This is a genomic window from Aestuarium zhoushanense (assembly GCF_056431045.1).
The window spans coordinates 418803-444966 of sequence record NZ_JBWKMA010000022.1; the positions used below are offsets into that span (position 1 = coordinate 418803).

General features: G+C 52.0%; 22 protein-coding genes and 1 pseudogene. 4 read left to right on the forward strand and 19 right to left on the reverse strand.

Annotated features, from left to right (window positions below; genetic code table 11):
* Nucleotides 1–8 precede the first annotated feature (8 nt).
* The 12 genes and pseudogenes from AC07ED_RS09510 to AC07ED_RS09565 form a co-directional block, all read right to left on the reverse strand.
* Nucleotides 9–962: a glycosyl transferase family protein gene (locus tag AC07ED_RS09510; RefSeq protein WP_105235574.1), complete on the reverse strand. Its 954-nt coding sequence runs from the start codon at nucleotides 960–962 to the stop codon at nucleotides 9–11.
* A complete protein-coding gene (locus AC07ED_RS09515; protein WP_105236380.1) occupies nucleotides 959–3556 on the reverse strand; it encodes a nitrate reductase in 2598 nt (865 codons plus the stop codon). Before AC07ED_RS09515 ends, AC07ED_RS09510 begins: the two co-directional genes overlap by 4 nt.
* Entirely contained in the window at nucleotides 3556–3891 is a 336-nt protein-coding gene (gene nirD, locus AC07ED_RS09520) for a nitrite reductase small subunit NirD (protein ID WP_105235575.1), read from the reverse strand. The genes AC07ED_RS09515 and nirD overlap by 1 nt, the downstream gene beginning before the upstream one ends.
* Entirely contained in the window at nucleotides 3888–6326 is a 2439-nt protein-coding gene (gene nirB, locus AC07ED_RS09525) for a nitrite reductase large subunit NirB (RefSeq protein WP_105235576.1), read from the reverse strand. Before nirB ends, nirD begins: the two co-directional genes overlap by 4 nt.
* 5 nt (nucleotides 6327–6331) lie before the next feature.
* A complete protein-coding gene (locus tag AC07ED_RS09530) occupies nucleotides 6332–8005 on the reverse strand; it encodes an ABC transporter ATP-binding protein (RefSeq protein WP_211096400.1) in 1674 nt (557 codons plus the stop codon).
* Between the two features lie 5 nt (nucleotides 8006–8010).
* Nucleotides 8011–9093 carry an ABC transporter permease gene (locus AC07ED_RS09535; protein ID WP_105235578.1) on the reverse strand — a complete coding sequence of 361 codons (1083 nt, stop codon included), beginning with the start codon at nucleotides 9091–9093 and terminating at the stop codon, nucleotides 8011–8013.
* A 60-nt stretch (nucleotides 9094–9153) separates the two neighbouring features.
* Nucleotides 9154–10521 (reverse strand): CmpA/NrtA family ABC transporter substrate-binding protein, encoded by a 1368-nt coding sequence (locus AC07ED_RS09540; RefSeq protein ID WP_105235579.1) that lies wholly within the window; start codon nucleotides 10519–10521, stop codon nucleotides 9154–9156.
* A 254-nt stretch (nucleotides 10522–10775) separates the two neighbouring features.
* Complete coding sequence (locus tag AC07ED_RS09545) at nucleotides 10776–11927, reverse strand: ABC transporter substrate-binding protein (protein ID WP_105235580.1); 1152 nt, start codon at nucleotides 11925–11927, stop codon at nucleotides 10776–10778.
* Nucleotides 11924–12508 (reverse strand): ANTAR domain-containing response regulator, encoded by a 585-nt coding sequence (locus tag AC07ED_RS09550; RefSeq protein ID WP_105235581.1) that lies wholly within the window; start codon nucleotides 12506–12508, stop codon nucleotides 11924–11926. Before AC07ED_RS09550 ends, AC07ED_RS09545 begins: the two co-directional genes overlap by 4 nt.
* Before the next feature lie 176 nt (nucleotides 12509–12684).
* Nucleotides 12685–13305 carry a shikimate dehydrogenase family protein gene (locus AC07ED_RS09555; protein WP_105235582.1) on the reverse strand — a complete coding sequence of 207 codons (621 nt, stop codon included), beginning with the start codon at nucleotides 13303–13305 and terminating at the stop codon, nucleotides 12685–12687.
* 40 nt (nucleotides 13306–13345) lie between these two features.
* Nucleotides 13346–14472, reverse strand: a protein-coding gene (locus AC07ED_RS09560; RefSeq protein ID WP_105235583.1) for an IS3 family transposase whose coding sequence is annotated in 2 segments (ribosomal slippage) — nucleotides 13346–14208 and nucleotides 14208–14472 — 1128 coding nt in all. Because the reading frame shifts where the segments join, the coding sequence is not laid out codon by codon here.
* 138 nt (nucleotides 14473–14610) lie between these two features.
* Nucleotides 14611–15042 (reverse strand): annotated as a pseudogene (locus AC07ED_RS09565) (IS6 family transposase); the annotation flags it as partial.
* A gap of 78 nt (nucleotides 15043–15120) precedes the next feature.
* Here AC07ED_RS09565 and AC07ED_RS09570 point away from each other — a divergent pair.
* Complete coding sequence (locus AC07ED_RS09570; RefSeq protein WP_211096401.1) at nucleotides 15121–15282, forward strand: beta/alpha barrel domain-containing protein; 162 nt, start codon at nucleotides 15121–15123, stop codon at nucleotides 15280–15282.
* A gap of 253 nt (nucleotides 15283–15535) precedes the next feature.
* On the opposite strand, the gene AC07ED_RS09575 is transcribed toward AC07ED_RS09570, so the two are convergent.
* The gene (locus AC07ED_RS09575; protein ID WP_105235584.1) at nucleotides 15536–16066 is read right to left on the reverse strand and encodes a hypothetical protein; all 531 of its coding nucleotides are present in this window, start codon (nucleotides 16064–16066) and stop codon (nucleotides 15536–15538) included.
* Nucleotides 16067–16614: 548 nt separating this feature from the next.
* Entirely contained in the window at nucleotides 16615–17337 is a 723-nt protein-coding gene (locus AC07ED_RS09580; RefSeq protein ID WP_105235585.1) for a hypothetical protein, read from the reverse strand.
* Between the two features lie 225 nt (nucleotides 17338–17562).
* On the opposite strand from AC07ED_RS09580, the gene AC07ED_RS09585 reads away from it, so the two are divergent.
* Together AC07ED_RS09585 and AC07ED_RS09590 are read left to right on the forward strand one after the other, a co-directional pair.
* Nucleotides 17563–17898 (forward strand): plasmid mobilization protein, encoded by a 336-nt coding sequence (locus AC07ED_RS09585; RefSeq protein ID WP_105235586.1) that lies wholly within the window; start codon nucleotides 17563–17565, stop codon nucleotides 17896–17898.
* Complete coding sequence (locus AC07ED_RS09590; RefSeq protein ID WP_158664536.1) at nucleotides 17895–19175, forward strand: hypothetical protein; 1281 nt, start codon at nucleotides 17895–17897, stop codon at nucleotides 19173–19175. The genes AC07ED_RS09585 and AC07ED_RS09590 overlap by 4 nt, the downstream gene beginning before the upstream one ends.
* A gap of 101 nt (nucleotides 19176–19276) precedes the next feature.
* Here the strand turns inward: AC07ED_RS09590 and AC07ED_RS09595 are convergent, their stop codons facing one another.
* Nucleotides 19277–19918 carry a hypothetical protein gene (locus tag AC07ED_RS09595; RefSeq protein WP_105235589.1) on the reverse strand — a complete coding sequence of 214 codons (642 nt, stop codon included), beginning with the start codon at nucleotides 19916–19918 and terminating at the stop codon, nucleotides 19277–19279.
* A gap of 126 nt (nucleotides 19919–20044) precedes the next feature.
* Here AC07ED_RS09595 and AC07ED_RS09600 point away from each other — a divergent pair, with 126 nt between their 5' ends.
* Complete coding sequence (locus AC07ED_RS09600; protein ID WP_158664537.1) at nucleotides 20045–20965, forward strand: DNA-primase RepB domain-containing protein; 921 nt, start codon at nucleotides 20045–20047, stop codon at nucleotides 20963–20965.
* Between the two features lie 296 nt (nucleotides 20966–21261).
* Here the strand turns inward: AC07ED_RS09600 and repC are convergent, their stop codons facing one another.
* The 4 genes from repC to AC07ED_RS09620 form a co-directional block, all read right to left on the reverse strand.
* Nucleotides 21262–22140, reverse strand: a complete 879-nt coding sequence (repC, locus tag AC07ED_RS09605; RefSeq protein WP_105235591.1) for a replication protein C, IncQ-type — start codon at nucleotides 22138–22140, stop codon at nucleotides 21262–21264.
* Nucleotides 22134–23051: a helicase RepA family protein gene (locus tag AC07ED_RS09610; protein ID WP_105235592.1), complete on the reverse strand. Its 918-nt coding sequence runs from the start codon at nucleotides 23049–23051 to the stop codon at nucleotides 22134–22136. Before AC07ED_RS09610 ends, repC begins: the two co-directional genes overlap by 7 nt.
* Before the next feature lie 130 nt (nucleotides 23052–23181).
* On the reverse strand, nucleotides 23182–23574 hold the full coding sequence (locus AC07ED_RS09615; protein WP_105235593.1) for an H-NS histone family protein: 393 nt from the start codon (nucleotides 23572–23574) through the stop codon (nucleotides 23182–23184).
* A gap of 901 nt (nucleotides 23575–24475) precedes the next feature.
* Nucleotides 24476–26131 (reverse strand): ABC transporter permease, encoded by a 1656-nt coding sequence (locus AC07ED_RS09620; protein WP_105235594.1) that lies wholly within the window; start codon nucleotides 26129–26131, stop codon nucleotides 24476–24478.
* Between the last annotated feature and the right edge of the window lie 33 nt (nucleotides 26132–26164).

Below are 26164 nucleotides of genomic sequence, written 5' to 3' on the forward strand. Positions count from 1 at the left end.
CGTATCTCCTAGAGTGTTCGGTTTCTCTGCGCCCATAGGTCCGCGGCTGTCTCTGTTGCACCTAGCGTTTGCAGAGCAAGGTCAGCGGTTCCAAGAACGATATTCAGCGCGAAGCCATCATCTAACGCGCCTGTCCATAGCGCAGGCAAGGCGGACGGGTCGCTCGCTTCTACGCCCTCAGCCAAACGCGTATGTGTATTTGCCCTTGCGGTGGCAGTATCGGTCCATGTCTGCCCGTACCTGAGGCCAAACAGGGCGATGTCTTTTGCGGGGTTTCGCTCAAACTCCCCACCACCGCCCTTGAGCACTGTCATAGAGGGTTGTTTGAGCAGCATCGCGGCATCCATCTGCAACTCGCGATACGGTGGGTGGAACACGCCCTGAACCGACGCCGCCGCTCCCGTCGGGTTTAGCACCCGCAAGACCGTGTTGATACACGACCGAACACCCAAGACATCCCGCAGGTTCAACACTTTGAACAAGGGAGCCGATAGTGTTTCGAGAGGCAGATAGCCGATCCCTTGTGCCAAGGTGCCGAACTCGGGCGTCTCGATGACAGGGATATTCAACATCGGCAATGCGGCACGCACAGAGGCAATGGGGTTTTGGTGGCTATTCCATCCATGCAAGAGCACGGGATACCCTGCCCCAGCTACCAATTTTGCTGAAAGCAGGAACCACGGCAAACCACGGGTGCGCCCAGCGGCGTAGCTCGGCCAGTCGAGTGCGACAGTGCCCTCTGCACGAATGTGAGCACGCGCAGCCCGCACAAATCCCGCGATCTCTTCTGCGGTTTCACCCTTCATCCGAAGTAAGAGCAAAAGCGCACCTACCGCTTCGGGCGCAGCCTCGCCTTTCAGGATGATCTCCATCGCCTCTTCGGCTTCGACATCAGTTAACGAACGACTAAGGTTCGCACCTCGCCCCAGAATTCGGACATAAGACGCCAAAGCAGCGGTCATTCAGCAGCCTCCCTTACGACTGCACGGGACAGAAGCATTGCAAGTTCGGGCTTACAAGACCCACAATTTGTTCCTGCTGAAAGGGCGGCGCCGATTTGTTCAACCGAGACCAACCCTTTGGTTTCAATCGCGCTCAGGATGGTATTCACGCCGACAGAGAAACAAGAACACACAATCGGGCCAGCGTCGGGCATATCAGCCCCAGGGCGACCCGCCAGCACCGCGACCGCTTCTGTCCCTAGCAGCGACGCAAGATGATCACGCGATACCGCGACGGGTTCACGTCCCGCAAAAATCGCGCCCCGCAATTTGCCATCACGCATGACCGCGACGCGAGCAAGGCCCTGTTTGGGATCAGTCACCATGATCACTTCACCTGCCCCAAACAGATCAGTAGCGAAACCTTCCCAATCCTGAGGTGTTTGCCCTGCCAGCTCCATCCGCCAGCCGTTCCCCACGCGCGCCTTAGCCCAATAGGCGGTTGAGGGCGTTGGGTCGTCCACACTGACGGCAAAGGCGTAGAAATCGACCGCAAATGGTGCAGCATTAACGGGGAAGGCTTTGCTTTCTGGTTGCCCTGATACAGGATCGACCGAGGCACCAATTAACGCATCGACCCGACCAGCCGAGGACAACTCTCCCGTCCAATGGATCGGCGCGAACAGGTCTTGCCGCCGCACCCGATCAGTAATCCAGGCCCGAACAACGCACCTCCCATAAGGAGACGTGAGTTCGACAAGCGATGCAGGTTCAATTCCCAAACGATCAGCCGTTTCGGGATGAATTTCAACGAAGGGCTCTGCGAGGTGTTGCGACAGTCGCGGACTACGTCCCGTGCGCGTCATCGTGTGCCAATGGTCCCGAACCCGTCCTGTATTCAATCGATAGGGATACTCAGTCGATACATCGGACGCAGGCGTTCGGTGGGTGACAGGCACCATGCGCGCTTTGCCATCCGCATGGAAAAACGATCCGTTGGCAAAGAACCTCTCCTGCCCCCAACGCCGCGGCGTGAAAGTGTCAAAATCAACATCCCAATCTGAAATATCGAAATCACGCCCATAGTGCGCGGCGGCCCCAGACAGGGCGGCGTATTCGTCGAACACCTCTTGCGGTGTTTCATAGGCGAACTCAGCCCCCCAGCCCATGCGGCGGCCAACATCCGCGATGATATCCCAATCATGTCGCGACTGCCCTGCGGGTGGTAAAAACGCACGTTGACGACTGATAACGCGATCTGAATTGGTAACCGTTCCATCCTTTTCACCCCATCCCGTCGCAGGCAAAAGAACATCCGCCGTCTTAGCCGTATCGGTTGCTCCGAACATGTCGGACACCACGACAAAGTCGCATCCCATCAGTGCCTCACGCACACGATCCGCCTCGGGGAGAGAAGCGACAGGGTTGGTGCACATGATCCAGATCGCTTTGATGTTCTTGTCCGCCACGGCTTGGAACATATCGACCGCTTTCAGTCCCGCCTGCGTCGGCATCTTTGGCGCGTTCCAGAATTGCCGAACGGTCTGACGGTGCTCTTCGTTCTCGAGGTCGAGGTGACAGGCGAGCATATTGGCCAGACCACCAACCTCGCGCCCACCCATCGCATTGGGTTGCCCCGTCAACGACAGTGGCCCCATACCAGCGCGACCAATGCGGCCTGTGGCCAAGTGACAGTTGATGATTGCATTTACCTTGTCACTGCCTGACGAGGATTGGTTTACGCCCTGACTGAACACCGTCACGACTTTTTCGGTGCCTACCCAGAGATCGAGGAATGACTGGAGGTCCGCCTCTTCAATATCGAGCGGAGTATTGGCATCCTTTTGCGCGGCCTTCACCGCATCAGCAAATCCGTTCACAGACTTCGCGATATACCCCGCATCCAATTTGCCCTGGCGCACGATCTCAACCAACACACGGTTAAACAAGGCAACGTCCGAACCCGGTGCTATGGCCAAATGAAGGTCAGCTAAGTCGCTGGTCGCTGTCCGACGCGGGTCTATATTGACCACCTTCATTTTCGGATTTGCAGCCTTTGCCGCCGAGAGACGTTGGTAAAGCACAGGATGGCACCACGCCATATTGGACCCGACCAGAACGACCAAGTCAGCCTGTTCCAAATCCTCGTAATTGCCTGGGACCGTGTCAGTGCCAAAGGCGCGACGATGCCCTGCAACAGTCGACGCCATGCAAAGACGCGAGTTCGTGTCGATATTGGCCGACCCGATAAACCCTTTCATGAGTTTATTCGCGAGATAGTAATCTTCGGTCAGGAATTGCCCAGACACGTAAAAGGCCACGCTATCTGGGCCATGTATCGCGATGGTTTCTTTGAACCGCTCCGCAACGAGGTCGAGCGCCTGATCCCAACTTGCCTCTTTCCCTTCAACAATCGGCGTCATCAAACGCCCATCGGTCAAGATCGTTTCACCGAGTGCAGACCCCTTTGAGCAAAGACGACCGTAGTTTGCAGGATGTTCAGGGTCGCCACGAACGACAGCCCCGCCTTGCCCGTCTGGTCGAACAATGACCCCGCACCCGACCCCGCAGTAAGAGCAGGTTGTGCGCACCTCAGGCAAAGCGGACCCGTCCATCATGCAGCGCTCCGGTTTTGGAGGAGCGTCACATCCAAGAGAATACGACCATCTTCGACCCGTGTCGGATAGGTCGCGACCTGCCCCTCATCTGCGCCAGTCGCCGCCCCAGTGTTCATATCGAACACCCAGTTATGGAGCGGGCACGTCACCTTGGAGCCATGCACAATCCCTTCGCTGAGGGGGCCACCCTTGTGCGGACAGCGATCTTGGAGAGCGAAAACCTCTTCCGTGATGGTGCGGAACACCGCGACACAGCCTTGGGCCGTTTTAACGACACGAGCGCCTTGGCGGGGGATATCCGTGACGGCACCAATATCAATCCAAGTGGTCATTCTGCGGCCTCCAACATGAGGTTTGCCATTGGGGTGTAACGGGCACGTTCGCGTTCGACATGCTCGGCCCAAGGGTCTTTTTGGTAAACAGATTGAGATACGAGGAACCGTTCGACTAAGGCCTTTCGATTGGCCTCATCGCTCACCTGTTCCTGAACCCACTCAAGCCCGACCTTGTCGACCCATTTGTAAATGCGGTCGAGGTATTTGGCGTGTTCACGATAGAGCTGCATCACAGCCTGAACCCACTCCAACACCTCCGCCTCAGACGCCGCTTTGTGGAACGGAACGGTTTCCTTCACGTCCATCCCTGCGGCGCCCGCGATCCCGATCTCGTATCCAGAGTCGACACAGACAACGCCGATGTCCTTGCAGGTCGCTTCGGCGCAGTTCCGTGGACAACCAGAGACCGCCAGTTTCACCTTGTGAGGTGTCCAAGATCCCCAAAGCGCCTTTTCCAACTGGATGCCCAAGCCAGAACTGTCTTGCGTTCCAAATCGGCAATGATCCTTACCCACGCAGGTTTTCACCGTGCGGAGCCCTTTGGAATAAGCGTGGCCAGACACCATGCCTGCGGCGTTCAGATCAGCCCAAACCGCAGGTAAGTCCTGACCCTTGACGCCCAAGAGGTCGATACGTTGACCGCCTGTGACGTGGACGGTCGGGATTTTGAATTTGTCCACCACATCGGCAATTGCGCGCAGTTCATCAGAGGTGGTCATGCCACCCCACATACGAGGAACAACGCTGAACGTGCCGTCTTTCTGAATGTTGGCGTGTTTGCGTTCGTTGATGAACCGCGATTGCGGATCGTCAGCATAGTCGAGAGGCCAATCCGCGAGCAGATAATAGTTCAGCGCAGGGCGGCAGGAATGGCAGCCATCGACGGTTTTCCACGCGAGTTCCTGAAACACGGCAGGCATTGATTTCAGCTCTTGCGACTTGATCAATCGACGCACGTCTTCATGGGTGTGGTCCGTGCATTTGCACATTGGCTGAACCGTGGGCAGGACAAAATCGTCGCCCAAGGTCGAAGCCAAAACCTGTTCGACCAACCCCGAACATGTGCCACACGATGCAGAAGCTTTTGTTTGTGCGCGGATCATATCCAAAGAGGTGGCACCACCGTTGATCGCCTCAATGATTTTACCTTTACATACGCCGTTGCAACCGCAGATCTCTGCATCATCCGGTAAGGCTGCAACGGCCGACAAAGGGTCCGAGGGGGCACCCCCTTGAAAACTAGGCCCAAAGATCAAAGTGTCCCTTATTTCAGAGACATCCGATCCATCTTTAATCTTGGAATAAAACCACGCGCCATCGCTCGTATCGCCATACATGACCGCGCCGATGATACGGTTCCCCTTGAGGATCAGACGTTTGTAAACGCCCCGTGCGGGATCACGGAACACGATGTCTTCGCGATCTTCGGCTTCGGCAAAGTCACCCGCCGAAAAGAGATCGCAGCCTGTGACCTTGAGCTTGGTCGACACCTCTTTGTTCACAAACTGATCTGCTTGCCCCATCAGCGTATTCGCCAACACGCGTGCCTGATCATAAAGCGGCGCAACAAGGCCAAAGATTGCGCCGTTGTGCTCGACACATTCCCCCAAGGACAGAACATCAGGGTCGGATGTCACCATCTGATCATTGACGTGGATGCCTTTACCAACGGCTAACCCAGACTGCGCCGCGAGTGCCGTATTGGGTCGAATGCCGACAGCCATCACCAGCAGATCACAGGGCAGCTCAATGCCATCGTCGAGAAGAAGCGCACGAACCGAACCCTGCCCATCCGACAGGATTTCCTTGGAGTTCGCGCGGCACAGAACCTTGATCCCTTTTTCGATCAGCGACTTGCGCAGGAGGTAGCCCGCCGCCTCGTCCAATTGCCGCTCCATCAGGTGGCCCATGATGTGCACCACAGTGACATCAACACCACGTGCAGCCATGCCCGCTGCAGCCTCGAGCCCCAAAAGACCACCACCGATGACGACGGCTTTGGCGTTTGGAGTGTCACCCAATCCCATCATCTTTTCGGTATCTTCGAGATCGCGATAAGGAATGACGCCTTTCAGATCATGCCCAGGAAGCGGGATCATGAAGGGGTTGGAGCCCGTTGCGACGACGAGCTTGTCATAGGCAACCTCGCCTTTCTCACCGACGACCACTTTGCGGTCGCGATCAATCCCAATCACCTTCTCGCCGAAGCGACAGGTCACCCCGTGGGTCGCATACCAATCGTCGTCGTGTGTCACGATCTGTTCGTAGGTTTTCTCGCCCGACAAAACAGGCGACAGCATGAGGCGGTTGTAGTTGCCGCGCGGCTCCGCATTGAACAGCGTCACCTCATAATCCGCGCCGCCTTCAAACAGATGCTCTAGCATTCGACCAGAGGCCATACCTGCCCCGATCACCACTAATTTCTGTGTCATTCTCTTTACTCCGCAGCGATGGCTTTTTTCGGCTTGGGCTTGGCGCCGTGTTCGTATTCCTCAAGGAAATCAAGAACTTCTTGCCGGTAGTGGTAGTAATCAGGATGTTCGAGGAGAGCCTTGCGCGTCCGCGGGCGCGGCAGCTTTACCTCGGTAATTTTGCCGATGGTGGCCTGCGGTCCATTGGTCATCATCACGACCCGATCCGCGAGGAGGATGGCTTCGTCCACGTCGTGGGTGACGCAGATCGCCGTCACTTTGGTCCGCGACCAGACCTCCATTAGGACCTCTTGCAGCTCCCAACGGGTAAGGCTGTCGAGCATCCCGAAGGGTTCATCCAAGAGGAGCAGTTTAGGCGACAGCGCAAAGGCCCGCGCAATACCGACCCGTTGTTTCATCCCGTTCGACATCGAGTGCGCAGGACGGTCCATCGCATCCGCGAGACCAACACGTTCGAGGTAATATTCCACCACGTCCTGACGTTCTGCCTGCGATGCACGTGGATAGACCTTATCCACCCCGATTGAGACGTTTTCCTTGGCCGTAAGCCACGGGAACAGGTTGGGCGATTGGAACACAACGGCGCGTTCTGGATCAGCACCTTGAACGTCGAAACCGTCGAGTTTGATGACGCCCTTGGAAATCCCATTCAGGCCAGCCGCCATCGTCAGAACCGTCGACTTCCCGCAGCCCGAATGACCGATCAAGGAAATGAACTCACCACGGTCGATGTTGAGGTTGAAGTCCTCCACAACGGTCAGCGGACCTTTGGGCGTTGGGTAGATCTTGTGAATACCTTCGAACTTTAGAAAACGGTTGTCGATCAAGCCTTCTTGGGCCTTTGCGACCGCTTTGGGGATCGAATGGATTGGCGTCACATTCGGCAGATTGCGGGTTTCTTCGACCTTTGAATTCACGGCCGCATCCATCAGGTAGGTCGTGACCTTGGCCCGTAGAGCCTTGAACGTTTCGTCGGAGTTCATCGCCGAACGATCACGGGGACGCGGCATTGATACGACGACGGGATCACCCAAGGTTCCATCAGGATTGAGCGGGATGATGCGATCTGCGAGCAGAATGGCTTCATCCACGTCGTTTGTGATCAGGATACAAGTCTTTTGATCCTGTTCCCAGATTTGCAGAATTTCGTCCGCTAGGTTTGCACGGGTCAGTGCGTCCAAGGCCGACAGTGGCTCATCGAGCAACAACATCTCAGGCGACATTGCCAGAGCACGCGCAACTGAAACCCGCTGACGCATCCCTCCCGACAACTCTGCAGGGCGGCGCGATGCCGCATGAGAGAGGCCAACCATCGCGATGTAGTTATCCGCTTTCTCGTCCTTTTCCGCTTTGCTCAGCGTCGGGTAAACGGAGTCGATTGCGACCATGATGTTCCCTTTGACGGTCAACCACGGCATCAGACTGTAGCTCTGGAACACGAGGCCGCGCTCTGGGCCTGGCCCCGAAATCGGCTGCCCTTTGAAGGTCAGGCTACCACTGTCTGGGGTTTCAAGCCCTGCGATCATGTTCATCAAGGTCGATTTGCCCGTCCCCGAAAAGCCTAGGATCGCGATGAACTCTCCGTCTGCGATGTCGAGGGTGATGTCCTTCAGCACCTCGGTGCGAGACGCCCCCTGCCCGAACCCTTTGCACACGTCTTTGAAGCTAAGAATACTCATGGCGTTCACCGGTTCGACGAGAAGGTGAAGAGCGACTGAATGGTGAACATCACGCGATCCAAGAGGAAGCCGATGATCCCGATGGTAAAGACAGCCACCATGATCCGAGCCAGCGACTGCGACGATCCATTCTGGAATTCATCCCAGACGAATTTGCCCAAGCCCGGGTTCTGAGCCAGCATTTCAGCGGCAATCAAAACCATCCAGCCCACACCGAGCGACAAACGCAGGCCTGTAAAGATCAGCGGCAGCGCAGAGGGCAGCACCAGTTTGGTAATTTTCTTCCAAGTGCCCATTTTCAGAACTTTGGAGACCGAGATCAGGTCTTTGTCGATCGACGCCACACCGAGCGCGGTGTTGATCAAAGTCGGCCACAGGGAACAGAGGGTCACAGTGATTGCCGAAACCAAGAACGATTTGGCAAAGAGGCCATCGTTGTCAGGCATCAAAGCAGAGATCACCATCGTCACAATTGGAAGCCATGCCAGCGGCGACACGGGCTTGAAAATCTGAACGATCGGGTTGATGGCCGCGTTCGCAATGGGCGACAGGCCCGCGACAATCCCGAGCGGGATAGCGACGACAGACGCCAGCAGGAAGCCAAAGAACACGGTCTGAATAGAGGTCCAAATCTGATCGTAATAGGACGGCGCGCCTGTGTAGGTCATCACTTTGACCTCATCACCACGACCAGCTTCGATCAGGCGGGCGTTGCGTTCTTCGACACGGTCGTGAAACTGCTGTTCCTTCGCTGCCTTTTCGACAGCATCCTCATGCAGATCGACAACGTTGGCCCAAACCTCGGAAGGACCAGGGATAGCGCCAAGCGAGGTTTGCACCTTGGGCGCAAGGCTGCCCCAGAGCACGATAAAGCACGCAATCGCCAAGAGCGGCACACCCAAAAGGCGCCAAATCTCTTTGAATTGGGCACGGGGATTATCCCCTGCTGCGGCCTTTAGGATCGGCGTAATCCAAGCAAGGCCAAGAACCTTAAACCACGTATCGGCCTTATTGATGCGGGTAAACAGACGGCTGCGGCGTGCCTCGCGCTCGGCAGTTTTTACGAAATCGGGATCGACTGTGGTCATCGCTTTTTCCTTGAAAAAGAGAGATCAGGGCGGCGCGTGACCGCCCTGAAACTCAGGTTTTTATCCTTGGATTTCATTACCAACGACGGTTTGGCCGGACTTCAGGCCAATCGGCAGGCTGTCGAGGTAGGCATTTGGCGTGCGGCCATCATATGGAACACCGTCGATGACATCTTCGGCAGGTGTCGCAGCGCGGTAACCATCGCTATCCCACGGGAAGTCCGCCTCGTCTGCGAGCCCTTCTTCAACGAGCAGGCGCGCAGCTTCCAAGTAGATTTCAGGCTTGTAGACCGAGCGGGCAACCTCGTCGTACCAGCTGTCAGGCTGATCGGTCGGGATCTGACCCCAACGACGCATTTGGCTCAGATACCAAACAGCGTCCGAGTAGTAAGGGTAGTTCGCATAGTAGCGGAAGAACACGTTGAAATCAGGCACGTCACGAACATCACCCGGTTCGTATTCAAAGGTGCCTGTCATCGAATTGTCGATCACGTCAGCATCGGCGCCCACATACTCAGGCTTTGCCAGAATGTTCACGGCCTCAACACGGTTGCCGTTCTCGTTCTCATCAAGCCAGATCGCCGCGCGGATCAGAGCCTTGGTGATCGCGAGCGTTGTGTTCGGGTTCTGCTCTGCGAATTCCGCGGTGATCCCGAATACTTTCTCTGGGTTGTTCTTCCAGATCTCATAGTCGGTGATGACTGGAACGCCGATACCTTTGATCACGGCTTGTTGGTTCCACGGCTCACCCACGCAGTAGCCGTTGATCGTGCCTGCTTCGAGCGTTGCTGGCATTTGCGGCGGCGGGGTCACGGACAGATAGACATCCGCGCCGATTTGGCCTGTCACGTCTTCGGGCGAATAGTAACCCGGGTTGATACCGCCTGCAGCCAGCCAGTAACGCAGTTCGTAGTTATGAGTGGACACTGGAAACACCATGCCCATGTTAAACGGACGGCCCTCAGCTGCGAATTGATCGATGACCGGAACCAGTGCCTCTGCCGAAATCGGGTGCTGCGGGCGACCGTCATCCATCGACGGGATATTCGGACGCATCATCTCCCAGACTTCGTTGGAAACGGTTATCCCGTTGCCGTTCAAGTCCATCGAGAACGGCGTCACGATGTGCGCCTCTGTCCCGTAACCGATAGTGGCGGCCAGCGGTTGACCCGCCAACATATGCGCCCCATCGAGCGTGCCATCAATCACACCGTCCAGCAGGACTTTCCAGTTTGCTTGCGCCTCGAGCGTTACAAACAGACCTTCATCAAAGAAGTATCCGTTTTCATATGCAACCGCCAACGGCGCCATATCGGTGAGTTTAATAAATCCAAAAGTAAGTTCATCTTTTTCAAGCGCCAGCATCTCGGCCATCGCCGGAGTGGTCATGAGGGTCGTCGCCGTCAGAATGGCAGATAGTTTTTTCATATCCCTGTCGTTCCCTTTTGTGGCCCCAAATGGGGAAAAACGAAAAAGCCGCTGACGCACTCTGCCGGGAGGAGGAAGGCAGAGGGTCGAGCGGCTTTGCTCTATCACCCAAAACTTTGGGAGAATTTCGTTAGACCAGCGCCATTGCCGATCTGGGTTTAAGATGTCTCAAGTTTTCTATCGGCGAAATGCTACGTTTGCTAAAATGCTACGCTGCAGCATAAATCCGCAATGCAGCGCCTGTATTTTCACCACTAGAACTTGTTGAGATTAAAATTCAGGCGATCAAAGAACCCTGATACGCCATCTTTTTCACCACTCGACGCTGGAATCGGCCCCTCGACCTTTTCATCATGCTGCGAGAGCGAAACGGATTCGCCCCTGAGGGCCGCGCGATACAAATCCGTCCGAAAGACAGCTTGCGCCGCGGTGACCGCATCATCGCGATCCAACCCGATGCGCCGTGCCAATTGGGCACCGATCCATGCCGCCTGCGATTTCCAAGGAAATGTGGCATCATGCTCAAAAAACGAGACAAAGTTCGCCACCCGCCGCTCGTCACCGTTGCGATTGATGATGAGCTCTCCGTTCAACGCGCGGTCAATCACATCTGTCGCGATATTGAGATAGGCAGGACGCGCCAAAATCTCGGACGCCATGAGACGATTGTCGGGTTGGTCCAACCATTTCCCCGCCTTCCAAACCGCGCGAACCAGTCGCAACGCCAACTGCGTCTCAGTCTCAGCCCAGTCGTGCCGTACAGCCAGAACCTTTTCGGGTGCCCATGACCAGATTGCGGAGCCGGGCAGAAGCAATTCCCCTACCCCGTTCTCAACCGACATAGAGGCCCACGGCTCTCCCACGCAGAACGCATCGATCTCGCCATCGGCAATTGCTTGCCCCATGAGAGGTGGCGGCACGGTCTGTATCTGAATGCCTTGCGGTGCGGGTAACCCCAAAGCTGAAAGCCAATAATACAAAAGTTCTGCGTGCATCGAAAATGGGAATGGGACACCGATGCGGAAATTTCCAGCGCTCGCATCAATCAGCGCACGCCCCGCCAAAATCGGATCACCAAAGGTAAAATCGAACCCGTTGACGCGCATCTTTTCGGCCAAGGCCGTGGACACGCCCGTCACCGTGCCGTTCATCGACAGAACGGACAGAATATCAAGCTTTACCGCGTTCCCGAACCCCATCGCCTGCGCAACAGGAACCGGCGCAAGCATATGCGCCGCATCAATCTGCCCTATCGTGAGCATATCGCGCAGCATCGACCACGAAGGGGCTTTTTGTAGTTCAAGGGAAATCCCCTCGTTTGCGGCGAACCCCAATTCAAATGCGACGATCAGAGGCGCACTATCGACCAGTGGAATAAACCCCGCTTTCACCTTCACACCGCTCACTGCAACAACTCCGCTGCTGTGACGAGGGCCTGAGCCACATCAATCACTTTTCGACCCTGATCCATCGCGGTCTTGCGCAAGAGTGCGTAGGCTTCTTCTTCGCTGAGCCTGCGGGCCTTCATCAAGATGCCCTTCGCGCGATCTATAACCTTGCGTTCTTCGAGCGCGCGTTTGGTGGTCTCTAGCTCCTTGCGCATGCGTTGGAACAACTGAAACCGCGTAATGGCAGCATCAAGGATTGGTTTAAGCCGATCAGGACGCAAACCGTCGACGACATAGGCGCTCAGCCCCGCCTCAATCGCTGCGCGCGTAAGGCCATCATCGCTGCGGTCAACAAACATCGCGACGGGCCGATCCAATGGCCCAGAGGCAAAGGCAAGCTCTTCGAGCGCATCGCGCGAGGGGTTCGTGACGTCGATCAAAACGACATCTGGTCGATGTTCGGCAATCGAACGAGACAGTCCCGCGCTACTGTTCAGAATGACCACGTCAAAATCACCAGCGTCCGCCAAACCCTGACGGATAGCCTGCGCCCGCGCCTCATTCGCTTCGACAACTACAATGGAAAGTCTGTTCGCCATTAGACTTGCAGACCATATCGGTATCGGGCGGTCGATGGATCGCGATTAAGATGGAGGAATGATCGAACAAAGCGCGCAAAAAACGACCTAAAGGCGTGCGTTTGATCAATACTTAGGCAGTTCGCAATTTCAGCCACAGCCGATCAGGTTTACCACCTATCACTAGAGCTTAGAACCTATTCCTCGACCCCCATCGCCTTGGTCAATTCGTCCCTGAGGTGGGTCCGGTTAAGAGCGGCGCCCGTAAAGATCGAAAACGCCTGCACCCCCTGCCAGAAGAACAGCTCCCAACCTGTCATGATGGACAGGCCTAATGACTTTGCCTGTTGGAGGAATTCTGTTTCGAGAGGGGTATAGACCGCATCAAATACCCACCGTGCCTTTGGCGCGGCGGCAAGGTCGACAGGGCGGCCACCGTAACCAACCATCCCAACGGGGGTTGCGTTCAAAATACCTTCACAATCTTTTGCTGCTTCTTCGGGTGTATCGAACACGATGATCTCTATCTCATCGGAATTACGCTCTAGATCGGCCTTAAGAGCCTGTGCTTTAACCATGTCCTGATCAAAGAGATGGATTGACGGTGCTTTGAACGTCAGCAGACCGAATGCCATTGCACGGCCGACACCACCGCATCCGATCAGAGCCGACTTCCCTGTCGGCATCGACTTAAAGGCCGTCTGATAACCCGCCATAAAACCTGTATAATCTGTGTTATAGCCCGCAACTTCTGCACCCTCGAAACAGACCGTATTCACGGCGCCGATTTCGCGGATGATTGGATCACATTGGGTCACATAGGCTGAGCAGCCTCATTTGACCGGTCCAAGTTTATAGTTAGTGCATATTTGGCCTCTGATCCATTTGTATGATGGCTTGAGGAGCGGGCGGGCGATAGCCCAATGCACTGTGTGGTCTCTTTGTGTTGTAGTGCTGTCTCCATTTTTCAATGATGATTTGGGCTTCTCGTAGCGTGTAGAAGACTTCGCCATTCAAAAGCTCATCACGGAACCTGCCGTTAAAGCTTTCGCAATATCCATTCTCCCACGGGCTTCCAGGTTCGATATAAGCTGTTTTTGCGCCGACAGCCGTAATCCAATCTCTGACCGCTAGAGCAACGAACTCAGGCCCATTGTCAGAGCGAATGTATGCAGGTGGCCCACGCAAGATGAACAGATCTGTTAAGGCATCAATCACATTCGTGGAGTTCAGTTTCCGCTCAACTTTGATGGTCAAGCATTCCCGACTGTACTCATCGATAATGTTTAAGGTTCGAAACGGTCTCCCGTCATCCGTTCTGCAGTGCACAAAATCATAGCTCCAAACATGATTGCGGTACTGGGGACGAAGACGGACGCATGAACCATCATTCAGCCAGAGCCGTCCCTTCTTGGGTTGCTTAGGTGGAACTTTGAGCCCCTCTCGTCGCCACAGCCTCTCAATGCGACCATCACTGACTGACCAACCCACCTCTCTCAGAAGGTAGGCCACTCTGCGATAGCCATAGCGGCCATACTGTCGGGCAAACTCAATCATATCCGCAACAAGTCTCTCTTCATCCGCACGCCCTTTTGGGGGATTACGTTGTGTGGACCGATGTTGTTCAAGCACAAGACAGGCTCTGCGCTCTGAAACATCCAATTGGGTGCGAACATGATCAATACATGCCCTGCGACGAGCGGGGCTTAGAAGTTTCCCCGTGCAGCTTCTCTTAAGATCAGCTTATCGAGCGTCAGATCAGAAACAGCTCTTCTCAGCTGTTCATTCTCTTTTTGTAGACGTTTGAGCTCTTTCAATTGATCAACGCCCATACCGCCATACTGTCTGCGCCAGCGATAATAGGTCTGCTCAACAACACCAATTTGTCTAATCGCATCAAGACGGGACAATCCTTGCCCAATCAACACCTCAACTTGACGCAACTTTGTAACGATCTCTTCGGGCTTTGGTCGTTTGTTTGCCATTCCTGGTCCTCCGTTTCCTAAACATAGCGGTGGACCGGTTCAGTGGGGGAGGCTCAGAACGGGACGCCCAGAAAGTGCCTGGGATGGAGAACCCCAACAGAAGCCTTCAGAGAAGAGATCATGAAACTGAGATAGCGGAAAATGTCGCAACGTGTCTTGAGCCATCAGGCTTCCGTATCTACGCAGAGATTTCCTAAGAAATTTCAGTGCCGCCTTACGGTCTCGGCGCTTTGTGACATAGCTTTCCAGCACCTCACCTTCATGATCGACAGCACGCCACATGTAGTGCCGCACGCCATTCACTTTCACGAAGACCTCGTCCAGGTGCCATTGCCAATTCGAACTGGCTTTTAATCTGTCCGCTCTTCGCTTCCTGATTTCAGAAGCAAACAGCGGACCGAATTTATTCCACCAATAACGGATCGTTTCATGGCTAACATCGATCCCCCGCTCATGCAGGAGATCTTCAACATTACGAAGTGACAGAGGGAACCGCACATAGAGCATGACCGCTAAGCGGATCACCTCTGGGCTCGTCTTGAAGTATCGAAATGGAGAGCGCTTGGTCATACCAAAACGCTAACCACGCGCCCTGCCCGTCTCAAGGTCCTTTAGTCTGACAATACCATTCGCGCTTATGCCGATGCGGTGGACGTTCCGATCATCGCCGGCATCACCGACGAAGACACCAAGGTTGCCGCCGATGAAGCCAGGAAGTGCAAGGACGCCGGCGCCACGGGCGCACTGGTCCGAATTGCCGCGACCACCTTTGTTCTGAACGATGACCACTCTTTAGACAACATGGTATGATGGATTAACTTGTTGCTACTGATACATTTTCCCGTCGAGAAGACCTAAGGCCAGTTACAGATCACACTGAGGGAGAGCGGGTCAGTTCAACCAACCCGCTCAGGCCTAATGTTGATCAAGCAGTTCCATCTTGCGGCTTCTTCTGATCTTCAAAACAGTAACAGCCCAACAACCTTTTACCTATCCGGTAGCAGGACTGATTTTCTTAGTCTGTCGGCCTGCGGCCTTCCTCCGCTAAACCTACGGAGCCCTGTCAGCGATGCAGTGGCTGTTGATCAGTCCAATTTCTAAATTCAGTGGACTGATCTCTAGGAATAGGTAAATTCGGATAATTCATGAGTTCATGAATAAAGGCGAGCCGTAAATCCAAAGAGCGAGCAATTGCCTTCTCGTATGGTCCATACTTGAGCACCAGCGCAGCAACTTTGTCGAGATAATGACGAATTTCACAAAGCGCACTCTCTTCCTCAGACATTTCAATATCGAAGTCTTGCCCAACTCTGCGATAATTATGATAGCAATCGCCATCAAAAATTGATGTTAATACTGTCGTAAATGCCTCATACTGATCTTGCGTAGTGATTGATCTTTGCTCAATTTCAGGTGGGCTCGTGGGATCAAAGGTTACGAAATCTGTCCACCCCAAATCCTTCGGGCAGATCATAAAATAAACCCAACACTTATCTTTAATTTTCTCCGCATCACTATCAAAGAAGCCATGGAATTTAGCCTTTTCTCCAAAAGCTTCGTGCAAGATCCATTCACCATAAGTCATTTTATTCATTTTAAATACCTTTCATATAAAATATGAAAGTCTTTTAACATATTTATAATACATTATCAATGATAATTTTATATATTACTTATTTAATTGATAATAAGGTAATTGATTAAAAAGTCAGAATATGGCTTGCGAATAATTACCCCACAACAAGCCATCGCTTGGTAATTTCATTTGAGCGCAAAATGTTCATCATCTGCTCTGAGCCCAGGGTCCGTGAGGCTGTTACATTGAACGCAGCCTGCCGATGAGAGGTTAGCTAGTTACAACGAAGTATTGTTTATGTGGAACTTGCGCATGGATGGGGAGGAGCGGACATTCGCTACACATGTCAAAAACGACCGCAATCGGCCGCTTCCTACTTTCGGTGAAAGGTATCATCAACGACGATAAGAACTTTCTTTGGACCGCGCGATAAAGGCCACGACCTTATAATGGAAAAAAGTCGAAAGACAGTCTCTTGGTGATTACAACTACTTTCAAGCACGTTTGCGCGAACGCTTAATAGAGAAAGAACAAGAAATTACTGAAAGTATCACCGGATAATGAAGTCAGATTTCAGCTTCATCCTCAAGTCTTTCCCAATCCTTTAGCCTCTCATCATATTCATCGTAAGGAATCAGCCCTGATAAAAACTTGAACCCCAACAGATCATCAGGCGTTACTTCATTGAACATGCTGAACTTCAAAAAATCGATGCGATAATAAAGTCTCTTGAAGTCTTCTTGGTCCACATGCCCATGATTGGCCACATATGACAGAGCAATGCGAACCAAAAGGTCGATGAGCTCAAGTGATCGGTTTCCCTTAAATGGGCCACCAGCGAAATAATCACAATCATCGAGACCAGAGCGCTGAAAGTCTAAATCGTCATCTTCATCATCATAGTCGAAGTCGTCATCATCGTCATCGCCTGTCAGACTTTTCAGAAATTGATCTACAGCATCCACGTCATTCTTTTCAGATGAGTTATTTTTCTCTGATGGTCGTAAAGTTCCCTCGCTTTCAGTGGGCGTATTCTGTGAATTTACGTCCATGATGTTTTCAGTCTGATTGCGACCAGGTCGTAACATCAGAATATCAATGTCATCATCTGACTGCGATTTACGACCACCTTCAGGAAAAATTGGAAGATCGAAAAGTTCTTCATTTTTCTCGTCATCATCCCAGCAATTTCTTTCGGGCACTTCTTGATTGAAGAATTCCTTATCCAAATCTTCAGGGTCGTATCCCCCAAGCGCATGCAAAACATTTGTCATTACTTTTGTCTCCATAATTTCATCCTTTAACTTAATTTTAACCAACGGTTACCAAGTGATTTAGTGGGGGTAGATTTCAGAATAGTTAAAGGTCTCAGAAAGAAGAAATACGGCCATCCCATAAATGGCAGTATTTAAGCAAGCCGTTCATTTCACGACTAAAACCAAGAGGTTTTCGTGCTCATGAATCTTGTTGGGGAAATCCCGCAAACCCCTTTAAAAATTTAATTGGAGAAAATTATGGAAGAAAAGAAAAAGCTAAGAGATATAAAGATTAGAGTCACAGAAGAAGAGTATGAAGAAATTCGTCAAAGAAAAGATGAGCACGGCCTATCCTTCACTGACTACGCTCGCTTCACCATGATAGGCCCAGAAGCAGCCCACAAGTTTCCTGACAGAAAAGCCTTGGCTGCAATGCTTGGAGAACTCGGAAAAATTGGCTCAAACGTCAATCAGATTACCCGAGCATACAATTTGAGCCCGATGTCAGCTCATCTGCCTGAGAAAGATTTTCAGCGGATTCAGCAAAACATCCAAGCTGTGCGTGACTACATAGCAAAGGCTGTGAAGCTGTGATCCTGAAGCAAAGTAGGGTGCAAGTGGGTGGCGCAGGCAGCTTGTTGGCTCACATTACAAATGAAGACGATAATGACTTGGTGACGGTTCTACATGGGAATGACAGCATACCGGGTGACGGCGATATTATCGCTCGTATGAACAACAGAAAGTATGGTAACAGGCACATTGTCATCAGCCCACAGTTCGCCTTGTCGCCTGAACAGCTAAATTTTGTTCTTGCTCTGGTTTTTTATGAGCTGGATCCACAGGGCGGCATCGGTGATGATTACTTGCTCATACAGCATAACAAGCGCCGACATGATGGGCTGCATGATGCGCCCCACTACCACCTTGTCATAAATGAGAGCACAGCTGCGGGACATCAGCTCAATCAGCAGATGATGTATCTGAAGAACGAGAAAATCGCCCGTCTTTGTGAGCTCGAATTTGGGCATCCGCTGACGAAAGGTAAGCACAACAAAGCAGTTGTGAAGCATCTCGAAGAAAACGGCTATCTTGCAGAAGCAGATGCCTTGCGTGACCTCACTAATGGGTTACCAGCTTTAGCTGCATTCAGCAGCAAGCAGCTCAGAAGAGCAGAACGTCTCGATGTAGATTTGCCGGGGATTTACTATCAAGTGCGAGACATTTCAGACCCCGAGCAGCTGGCAGAAGCGCTGGCACACATCGAAGAAGAACACGAAGTTACTGTTCGCCTGGGCGACACACGAAACGTGCTCATCATCGAAAAAGACGGTCAGATTATTGCTGACCTAAGAAAACTATTCAAAAATAAGGATTTAAACCATGAATACACCAACGAACATATCACAAAACACAGAACTGAACGATGCAGAGTTCAAACTGATGGTCAGCGAGATGCTGAGCAGGATTCTGGACAACTTAATCGACTTGAACAGTCCAGACGACACGCCACTAGAAGAGCACCCATTCAACAAGCTGGTGGAAGCAATAACGGAAATGGAAACAGCTCACGTACAAACTCATCGAGAAATCGTCAGCTACATGGTCAAGTATCAAGAACTCCTTCAGACAATCACGGACGACAGCTTCAAGATGAAAGAGTCCGTGTTTCATCTCGCTACAGCAATGCGAGAATTCTCAGACAAGCTCGAAAAAGTCATGAACGAAAGGGCGGCGTAAACTTTGACGCTGTGGTTCAAAGCTACAGGGATACGGTGAACTTGGTGTTTGCCATCCCACCACTGGACCATCCTGAACTGCTGAGAATTCTGGCGGAGCAAAACAGGTATCTGGGTATCCACCAAACATAAGAAAAAGGCGGGAAATGCCCGCCTTTACTATCTGCAGATTAGTACATATCTAAACCAAGTAATCGATAACATTGCACATGCACAAAGAATGTTACTTGATCTTAGCTTGCCTTCATTTGGGTGCTGAAGTCAGCTTCAAAGTGTTCTATTGCACACGACGTTAGAACATATGCAATGCCCGTGTTGTAAAATAACACTTCAGCATCATCGTTAGAAGAACCTGGTATTGCAGAATAATTTATGCCCCTTTTGCCATAGGAGATGCGGGTATAACCTGCAAGGAAACCTAAGAGAAATCTTTCCAGGTCTTTTTTTCTAAATTTATTTCTGTTTGTGTGGCTCGTAATCTCAAATAGGATTAAGTTTTGCCCAAAATCATCGGCCCCGTCATTTATAACAAAATAGTCAAATGATGCGCCATCACTAACTACATAATTAACAGATAGACAGACATTCTGATTAATTTTCTCAAGATTTGCCGCAACTAAATTGCCAAATCTTTGAACAACCTCCGCATCAATAGATGATCCACTCCCCATATAGGTATTTGCGTCATTCGAAAATTTTACCAAGTCACTTTTCTCAAATTGCCTGCAGTAAGATCTGCTTACTGATTTCACCGAGCTACTAAAGAGAGCATACGCATGGCTGGCCGCTGGGGACAGTTCGGCCTTCCATTTATTGTAAGCTTTCGCAACAGCGGCCTCAGTTTTTTTAAGTTCTAAAAATGTATTGTTTTTCATAGCTAAACTCCTTTTTACCAATACAATAATCACTCTAATAATTAAATACTTTTTAAAAGTCAATAAATAATTCTTTAAATCTATAAAAAACTTTGCTATATGCTTTTCCACAGGGAAGGCAAACACATGAATAAAGGTAATTATAAAGAAAAGGCGCTTAAGCAGTTAAAAGTAATGCAAGAAATTGGCGTAAGTCACTTTAAGACACAACTTGTCTTTGGTGCCACACCTACAGATTCAAAGCGTGAACCCAAGTCTACCAAGACTATGCCGCCTAAAATTTTATCGCTGGATGAGGTCGAAAAGTATCTGGGATTCTGGTGGGCACGTAACGTCGAAGGCTTCAATGTCTTCATTGCTCCAGCCCCACACAGAGATGGTAGCTATACTCCGTTGGTGTTTGTAGATGACATCTCACGGCAAACACTGCAGCAGATGACAGCAGATAACTGTGTGCCTGCTATCCTGATTGAAAGCTCACCAGGCAACCTGCAAGGGTGGCTTCAGCTTGATGCTGATAGATTATCTGCATCCGACATTCTCGAAGCACAGAGATATCTGTCTCATAAGTATGGCTTGGATACTGGAGCACACGGAGCAACGCAAAATGGACGCCTTGCTGGCTACCGCAATGTTAAGTCTTCATATGCACATCAGAAGATCTACACAAAGCTTGTTCATGCTTACGAGAACCCTGTAACGCTCAACATCACCGAAATCTCGAACAATGATAAATCGGCACAGTTCGAGAATGTTCGGGTTCGAAATCTAAACTTCGAGAAATGTTCGAGAACTTCGAACTTAGACTTGATTTTGATTTATTCGACCGTGCAGAGTTCAGGTAGAACCAGCCAATCTGAAATCGACTGGCACTTCTGTTTTCATGCTTTCCGTCATGGATATGATGTGATGCAGGTCACACAAGGCATCATGCAGTTTTCACCAGATATCTCGGAACGCAAGGGAAGCACAGAAAGAGCCGAACAGTATGCTTTCTACACAGCTCAGAAAGCCCTTGTTGAGTTCCAGAAACGCAATAAATCTTGAGGACGACCCGTGATGGCCTAACGGGCAAAAACATCACTAGGACGAGTTTTCCGGAAACCTGAACACAGCAAGTATCCCCAAGGGAAAACATTACCATTTACCCCCCCCCCTCCTCAGGGAGGAGGAGCGTGTTAGAATAACCCCCGTCACTCTTCAGAGTGATGTTATTCATAGTAAATATCTTAGTACAGTTTTTCGGAAGTGTATCAAAACCCCAATTTTTATTGACTTTTTCGGGGTTTTGTCAGTGTTTCAGCGTGAACGATATGTCTGACATCGTGAACGATATGTCGAAATCACGCTACTTTCGCCCGTCGTGCTTCGATTTCGATCCATTTATTCGGATCTACTTTATCAAGGTGCATGATTGAAACCGCACGATTGCCTGTAAGATCTTCAAACACAGCCCAGCCCGCTTGGTCTAGCTCACGCACTGCTGGGCGGATTAGATGCAACCGTTTGCGGGCCACTGTGAGCGTCTCTGATGGGCCAAAGGCTATCTCCGCCAGGGTTGCCAGTCGGTATGTCACAGGGAAGCCCTGTGAAGGCCTTATCCGAGCAGACAGAACCGCATGCAGCACCTGACCTGCTGCGCTATCGATACTCCTGAGCATTTTCAGGTCGATCTTCACATATTGCCCACCGAGAACAGCGCTACTGGTGTGAGGTGATAGCATGATAGCAGCTTGCTTACCTGATGGATCCACAGCAAAATTTAGCAATCGTTGAGAAGCTACGGTTTTTCCGGTTTCAGGCTCAGTCACAGAAATCGAAATCTCTGACAGTTGCTGCAAGCGTGTCAGCACGGTCTTCTTGTTGCTCGTTGTCTTTGCAGACCCGCACGCAGCTACCAGATCGAGTATGGAACCAAACCAAAGCAAGCATTTCCCGTGCTCAGCGCTGCCTTGCAGTTCCATACCCTGACGAAGTTGTTGGATGCGGTCTGACCCACCAGCCCTGGGCACCGTTTTCTTCTGCATGCCCGCCAAACCCAACAGCGTCAGAAAAACACGAAGACCGATATCATCCACATGATGCCCTTCATAGTGATATGTCAGGCCGCCGTGTTCTTTTGTTGAACCAAGTGTGAGCTTCGCCCCCTTGGGAAGGGAGCGAAACAAACCTGTGTTCAGGGTGACTGGATCCACCAGCGCAAACTCTGGCAGGGTTACCACGGGATATCCCCCACGTTTGGATCTTCACCACCCTTGCGGCGCTTTTTGGCCCTACCACTATTTGTGGACCTCGGCGGCACTTGACCGGTGAGCACACCATTTTCATCACGTGAGAGCCAAATGTCGTGAGTGTTGGCAATGTGATTACATTTGACGAGATCGAGTTTTACCCATGATTTTCGATTGTCTAGGTCAACTTCATAGTTTGCAAGTTCAGCTTCTGACATGACAGCCATATTGGCTTGCCAGCGAGAGTTATCTGACCACGCAGAGCTGCCCCGGCTGCCTTGAGCTGTGCTGTTACCATTCAAAACGCTGCTCTTGTTGGCATGGTGCAAGATGAGCGTTGCGCAGCCGACTTGCCTGTTCAGCTGTTCGAGCTGATGCAGCACTTTTGAGGCTACAGCAGAACAGCTCTCGTTAAGACCACCAAGCGCACGGTTCAATGTATCGATGACCAGCAATACTGGCTTACGCACTTCGAGATATTTTTCGAGCTCAATATAGGCGAGGCTTGGCAACAGCCCGTCAGCCTGGGTCAGAGAAAAGCCACGGCCCGATGCATCGAACACATCAAAATTTTGTTCGATGTTCGCTTTGTCTTGATCTGTCAGATACTCACGCAGAGCATAGAGCCGATGATGAAGCACTGCCCCACCGTCTTCAAGCGACAGGAAGCATACTGGCCCTTTTTTGAACTCTTGCCCAGAAAACAGCCCAAAGACATCACGTCCCGCTGCAATCGAGATGCAGAATTCAAGAGCCAAGAAGGATTTGCCTACGGAACCCGGGGCAACCAGCAGGCCTACTGTGCCAGCCAGTAATCCCGGCAACACAAAATCGAGCTCCTTCGGTTTGGTTCCAATTACATTCGAGACATCAAGTCTCCAATCTCTAAAATTATAACTCATTTAAATACTCCATATTAAAAGTTATGAAGTATCTATATCATATTAATTTAATAAATCAATAATAAATATTAATTAAGTGTTATTTATTTTTATTTACTATGATTATTAATTACTTACAAAAGACCAGAAGTCACTTTTTCTCAAGCTTTGCAAGCTCGGGTGCAATAAGTGGGTGCTTGATGCTAAACTTATCGAATTTAATCTCTTTAACGTCCTCCAAATAGCTGACGAGCCAACCTGGAACCCTTCCAGCACCACCCCAAGTTTCACTTTGGTTGTTAGGGTTCACATAAACTTTGCCCTTTTTGTTGCTGGCCGCTTTGTTTGATTTTCCTAAAGAAGGGGCAACGCCAAGTTGCTCCAAGACTTCTTCCAAAGAAAAATTACTTTTCTTGATTGCAGCAGAAATGTCAGCTGCGAGCTTCGCAAGCTCGTCATCTTTTTTCTTCTGAAGAATTTTCTGGGCTTCTTCGATGTGCTTAGCAAGCTCATCGGGCTGCATTTCACTAATGTCTTTTGTCATAGCCTTAATGTCCTTCGGTGAAGATTTGTCCGCACGTTAGAAGATGTCGTACTCTGTGTCTACGGATCACGTTCAGGCAAAGGTTAAACGAACAATCTATGCGATGTATGATGATCGTTGTGCAGTAGCTCACTGCACGTCAGTGGCCCTGCAATGTGCAAGACGTTTCGGTGCAAGATAAAAGGATTTTTGTGGTGCCCCCAGAGAGACTCGAACTCCCGACCCACTGATTCATACCACTACGACTTTAGCCGCCACGCCCGAGGGCGCTTTGTGGTCTGGACTTTCCCTTCACCATAGCCGGTTGGCCGTAGGTGGGTGCCGTCAAGTCTCTACACGTTCCATCCGGCTTGCGCCGAAAGGCTTCGCTCGGGATTGCCAACAGCTTTCGCTGCTAAGGTTTCCCCGAATTTGACACCAGTTCACCTCATCATTTCCAATGAGGGCTGCAACTTACTCCAGTTTGAGCCTGAAGCTACGCTACAAATCAGTTGCTCTACCAGCTGAGCTATAGGGGCACATTTACAAAAGTGTTAGGCGAAGTAAGCACCAAGTTAGGACCCTTGACCGTACCTAACTGCTTACAACGCATCGCCCATGTAACAAACAACCAAATGGGCATCAAGAGATAACTGATTACATCCTTAGTTCTTTTTCGGGCTGCACCCAACCAACCTTGTAAACTACGAGAAATTCCAGACATTGGTAGTATAGAAGGTAGTATGCCGCACTCGAGAAGCAGAAAGATTATAACCTTATCTTACTGTTTTTGCTTATATTTCTTACATTTTGTGAGTGAATTTTTCAAATTTGGGCCACTGCTTACAAATCAGTTGCTCTACCAGCTGAGCTATAGGGGCACGGGGGGCCTGATAACGAGTCGTTGCGAACTGCGCAAGACCTATCGGTTCGCTCGTGCGAGAAGTGCGACCGCGCAGAGGCCGACGAGTGTGATGACAAGGGCTGCGGGGGCGGCTTGGGTCAGGTTCTCGAGGCTGGCCTTTTCGTGCACGCGCGTTGCTAAGGTATTGTAATTAAATGGCCTTAGAAGAAGTGTAGCGGGGAGCTCTTTGACGCAATCTACGAAAACCAAGAGGAGCGTAGAGCCGATAGAGGCCCGCACGAGGGGCAAATAAATTTGTTTCAGCACGCCGCCCGCTGACTGGCCGAGCGACCGTGCCGCCATTGGAAGGCTGGGCGACACGCGGCCCAATGCGGCGTCGGCCGCGCCTTGGGCGATTCCGAAGAAGCGGACCACATAAGCGATGACCAGCGCGGCGGCTGTGCCTGTCAGTAATAGACCCGGATCCCAGCCCGTGAGGGCCAGCACGCCGTCGGCGAGTTTGTTATCAAAGACTGCTAATGGCACCAGAATACCGAGGCCCAGAACGGCCCCCGGTGCGGCGTAGCCAATCGCGGTGACGGGCATCAGAAGGCGCGGCAGCGACTTGCCCGATAGGCGAACGCCGTAGACCATCAAAACGCCGCCGATCACGGTGAGAACTGCCGCCACGCCACCAACAACGAGCGTGTGGGTAAAGGCGCGGATCAGCCCCGGATCAACCCATTGGCCCGCGTTAAAGGCGTGGCTCGATAGGACGACGACGGGCAGGATGAAGCCCAGCGTCAGCGGGATCATGCAGGCCATGGTCGCGATCCATTTGCCGAACCCCGTCAGGGCGACGGCCTCTACAGGGCGTTGACCACGGGCCGAGGTAAAGAAACGGCTCCGACGGCGCGAGATTTTTTCAAGCGTGACGAGGAGCACGATAAGCCCGAGCACGAGGATCGAGATTTGCGCAGCGCCGCCAAGGTTTCCTCCCTGCAGCCACGTGGTGAAAATCCCCGTGGTCAGGGTTTGGACGGCGAAATAATCCACCGTGCCGAAATCGTTCACCGTTTCCATCATCGCAACCGCACAGCCCGCCGCGATGGCAGGGCGCGCGAGGGGCAAGCCCACCCGCCAGAACCGCCCCAAGGGGCCAACGCCCAGCGCACGGGCGACCTCGTATCCGGCGCCCGATTGTTCGCGGAACGCAGCGCGGGCCAAGAGGTAGACGTAAGGGTAAAGCGAGGCAGAGAGCACGAGAACCGCCGCCCAGCGGGTGCGGATAGCGGGGAACCAGTAGTCCGTTGGACGAGTCCAGCCGAATAGCTCTCTCAATGCGGTTTGCACGGGGCCCGCGTATTCCAGTAGGTCCACGAGCGCATAGGCCCCCACGTAAGCAGGCACCGCCAAAGGCATCAGAAGCGCCCATTGCAGCCACTGACGACCGGGGAAACGATACATGACGACGAGCCACGCCGCCCCTGCGCCCACCGCTGCGGTGATCACACCGACCGATCCCATCAGGATCAGCGTGTTGCTCAGGTAGCGGGGCAATGTGGTGCGCAAGAGGTGCGGCCAGATGTTGTCTGTCGGTGTGACCGCAAACCAGACGACCGCGAGGATCGGCATCAGCACCAAAGCCGCAATGATCAACGCGCCAACAGACCACCTGTCGATCAGGTGACGGCGCTTTGCGGTTGCTGATATCTGACTAGTTTGCTCGGACATAAATGATCGCCTATCCGAAAGCGGTTTCCCTGT

What these genes read in the sequence shown, in the direction of transcription:
- AC07ED_RS09550 (WP_105235581.1), bottom strand. Translation starts at nt 12,508, where the DNA reads ATGGCGAACAGACTTTCCATTGTAGTTGTCGAAGCGAATGAGGCGCGG.
- AC07ED_RS09535 (WP_105235578.1), bottom strand. Translation starts at nt 9,093, where the DNA reads ATGACCACAGTCGATCCCGATTTCGTAAAAACTGCCGAGCGCGAGGCA.
- AC07ED_RS09575 (WP_105235584.1), bottom strand. Translation starts at nt 16,066, where the DNA reads ATGAATAAAATGACTTATGGTGAATGGATCTTGCACGAAGCTTTTGGA.
- nirD (WP_105235575.1), bottom strand. Translation starts at nt 3,891, where the DNA reads ATGACCACTTGGATTGATATTGGTGCCGTCACGGATATCCCCCGCCAA.
- AC07ED_RS09600 (WP_158664537.1), top strand. Translation starts at nt 20,045, where the DNA reads ATGAATAAAGGTAATTATAAAGAAAAGGCGCTTAAGCAGTTAAAAGTA.
- AC07ED_RS09615 (WP_105235593.1), bottom strand. Translation starts at nt 23,574, where the DNA reads ATGACAAAAGACATTAGTGAAATGCAGCCCGATGAGCTTGCTAAGCAC.
- AC07ED_RS09515 (WP_105236380.1), bottom strand. Translation starts at nt 3,556, where the DNA reads ATGGACGGGTCCGCTTTGCCTGAGGTGCGCACAACCTGCTCTTACTGC.
- AC07ED_RS09620 (WP_105235594.1), bottom strand. Translation starts at nt 26,131, where the DNA reads ATGTCCGAGCAAACTAGTCAGATATCAGCAACCGCAAAGCGCCGTCAC.
- AC07ED_RS09595 (WP_105235589.1), bottom strand. Translation starts at nt 19,918, where the DNA reads ATGAAAAACAATACATTTTTAGAACTTAAAAAAACTGAGGCCGCTGTT.
- AC07ED_RS09540 (WP_105235579.1), bottom strand. Translation starts at nt 10,521, where the DNA reads ATGAAAAAACTATCTGCCATTCTGACGGCGACGACCCTCATGACCACT.
- AC07ED_RS09530 (WP_211096400.1), bottom strand. Translation starts at nt 8,005, where the DNA reads ATGAGTATTCTTAGCTTCAAAGACGTGTGCAAAGGGTTCGGGCAGGGG.
- AC07ED_RS09510 (WP_105235574.1), bottom strand. Translation starts at nt 962, where the DNA reads ATGACCGCTGCTTTGGCGTCTTATGTCCGAATTCTGGGGCGAGGTGCG.
- AC07ED_RS09585 (WP_105235586.1), top strand. Translation starts at nt 17,563, where the DNA reads ATGGAAGAAAAGAAAAAGCTAAGAGATATAAAGATTAGAGTCACAGAA.
- AC07ED_RS09610 (WP_105235592.1), bottom strand. Translation starts at nt 23,051, where the DNA reads ATGAGTTATAATTTTAGAGATTGGAGACTTGATGTCTCGAATGTAATT.
- nirB (WP_105235576.1), bottom strand. Translation starts at nt 6,326, where the DNA reads ATGACACAGAAATTAGTGGTGATCGGGGCAGGTATGGCCTCTGGTCGA.
- AC07ED_RS09580 (WP_105235585.1), bottom strand. Translation starts at nt 17,337, where the DNA reads ATGGAGACAAAAGTAATGACAAATGTTTTGCATGCGCTTGGGGGATAC.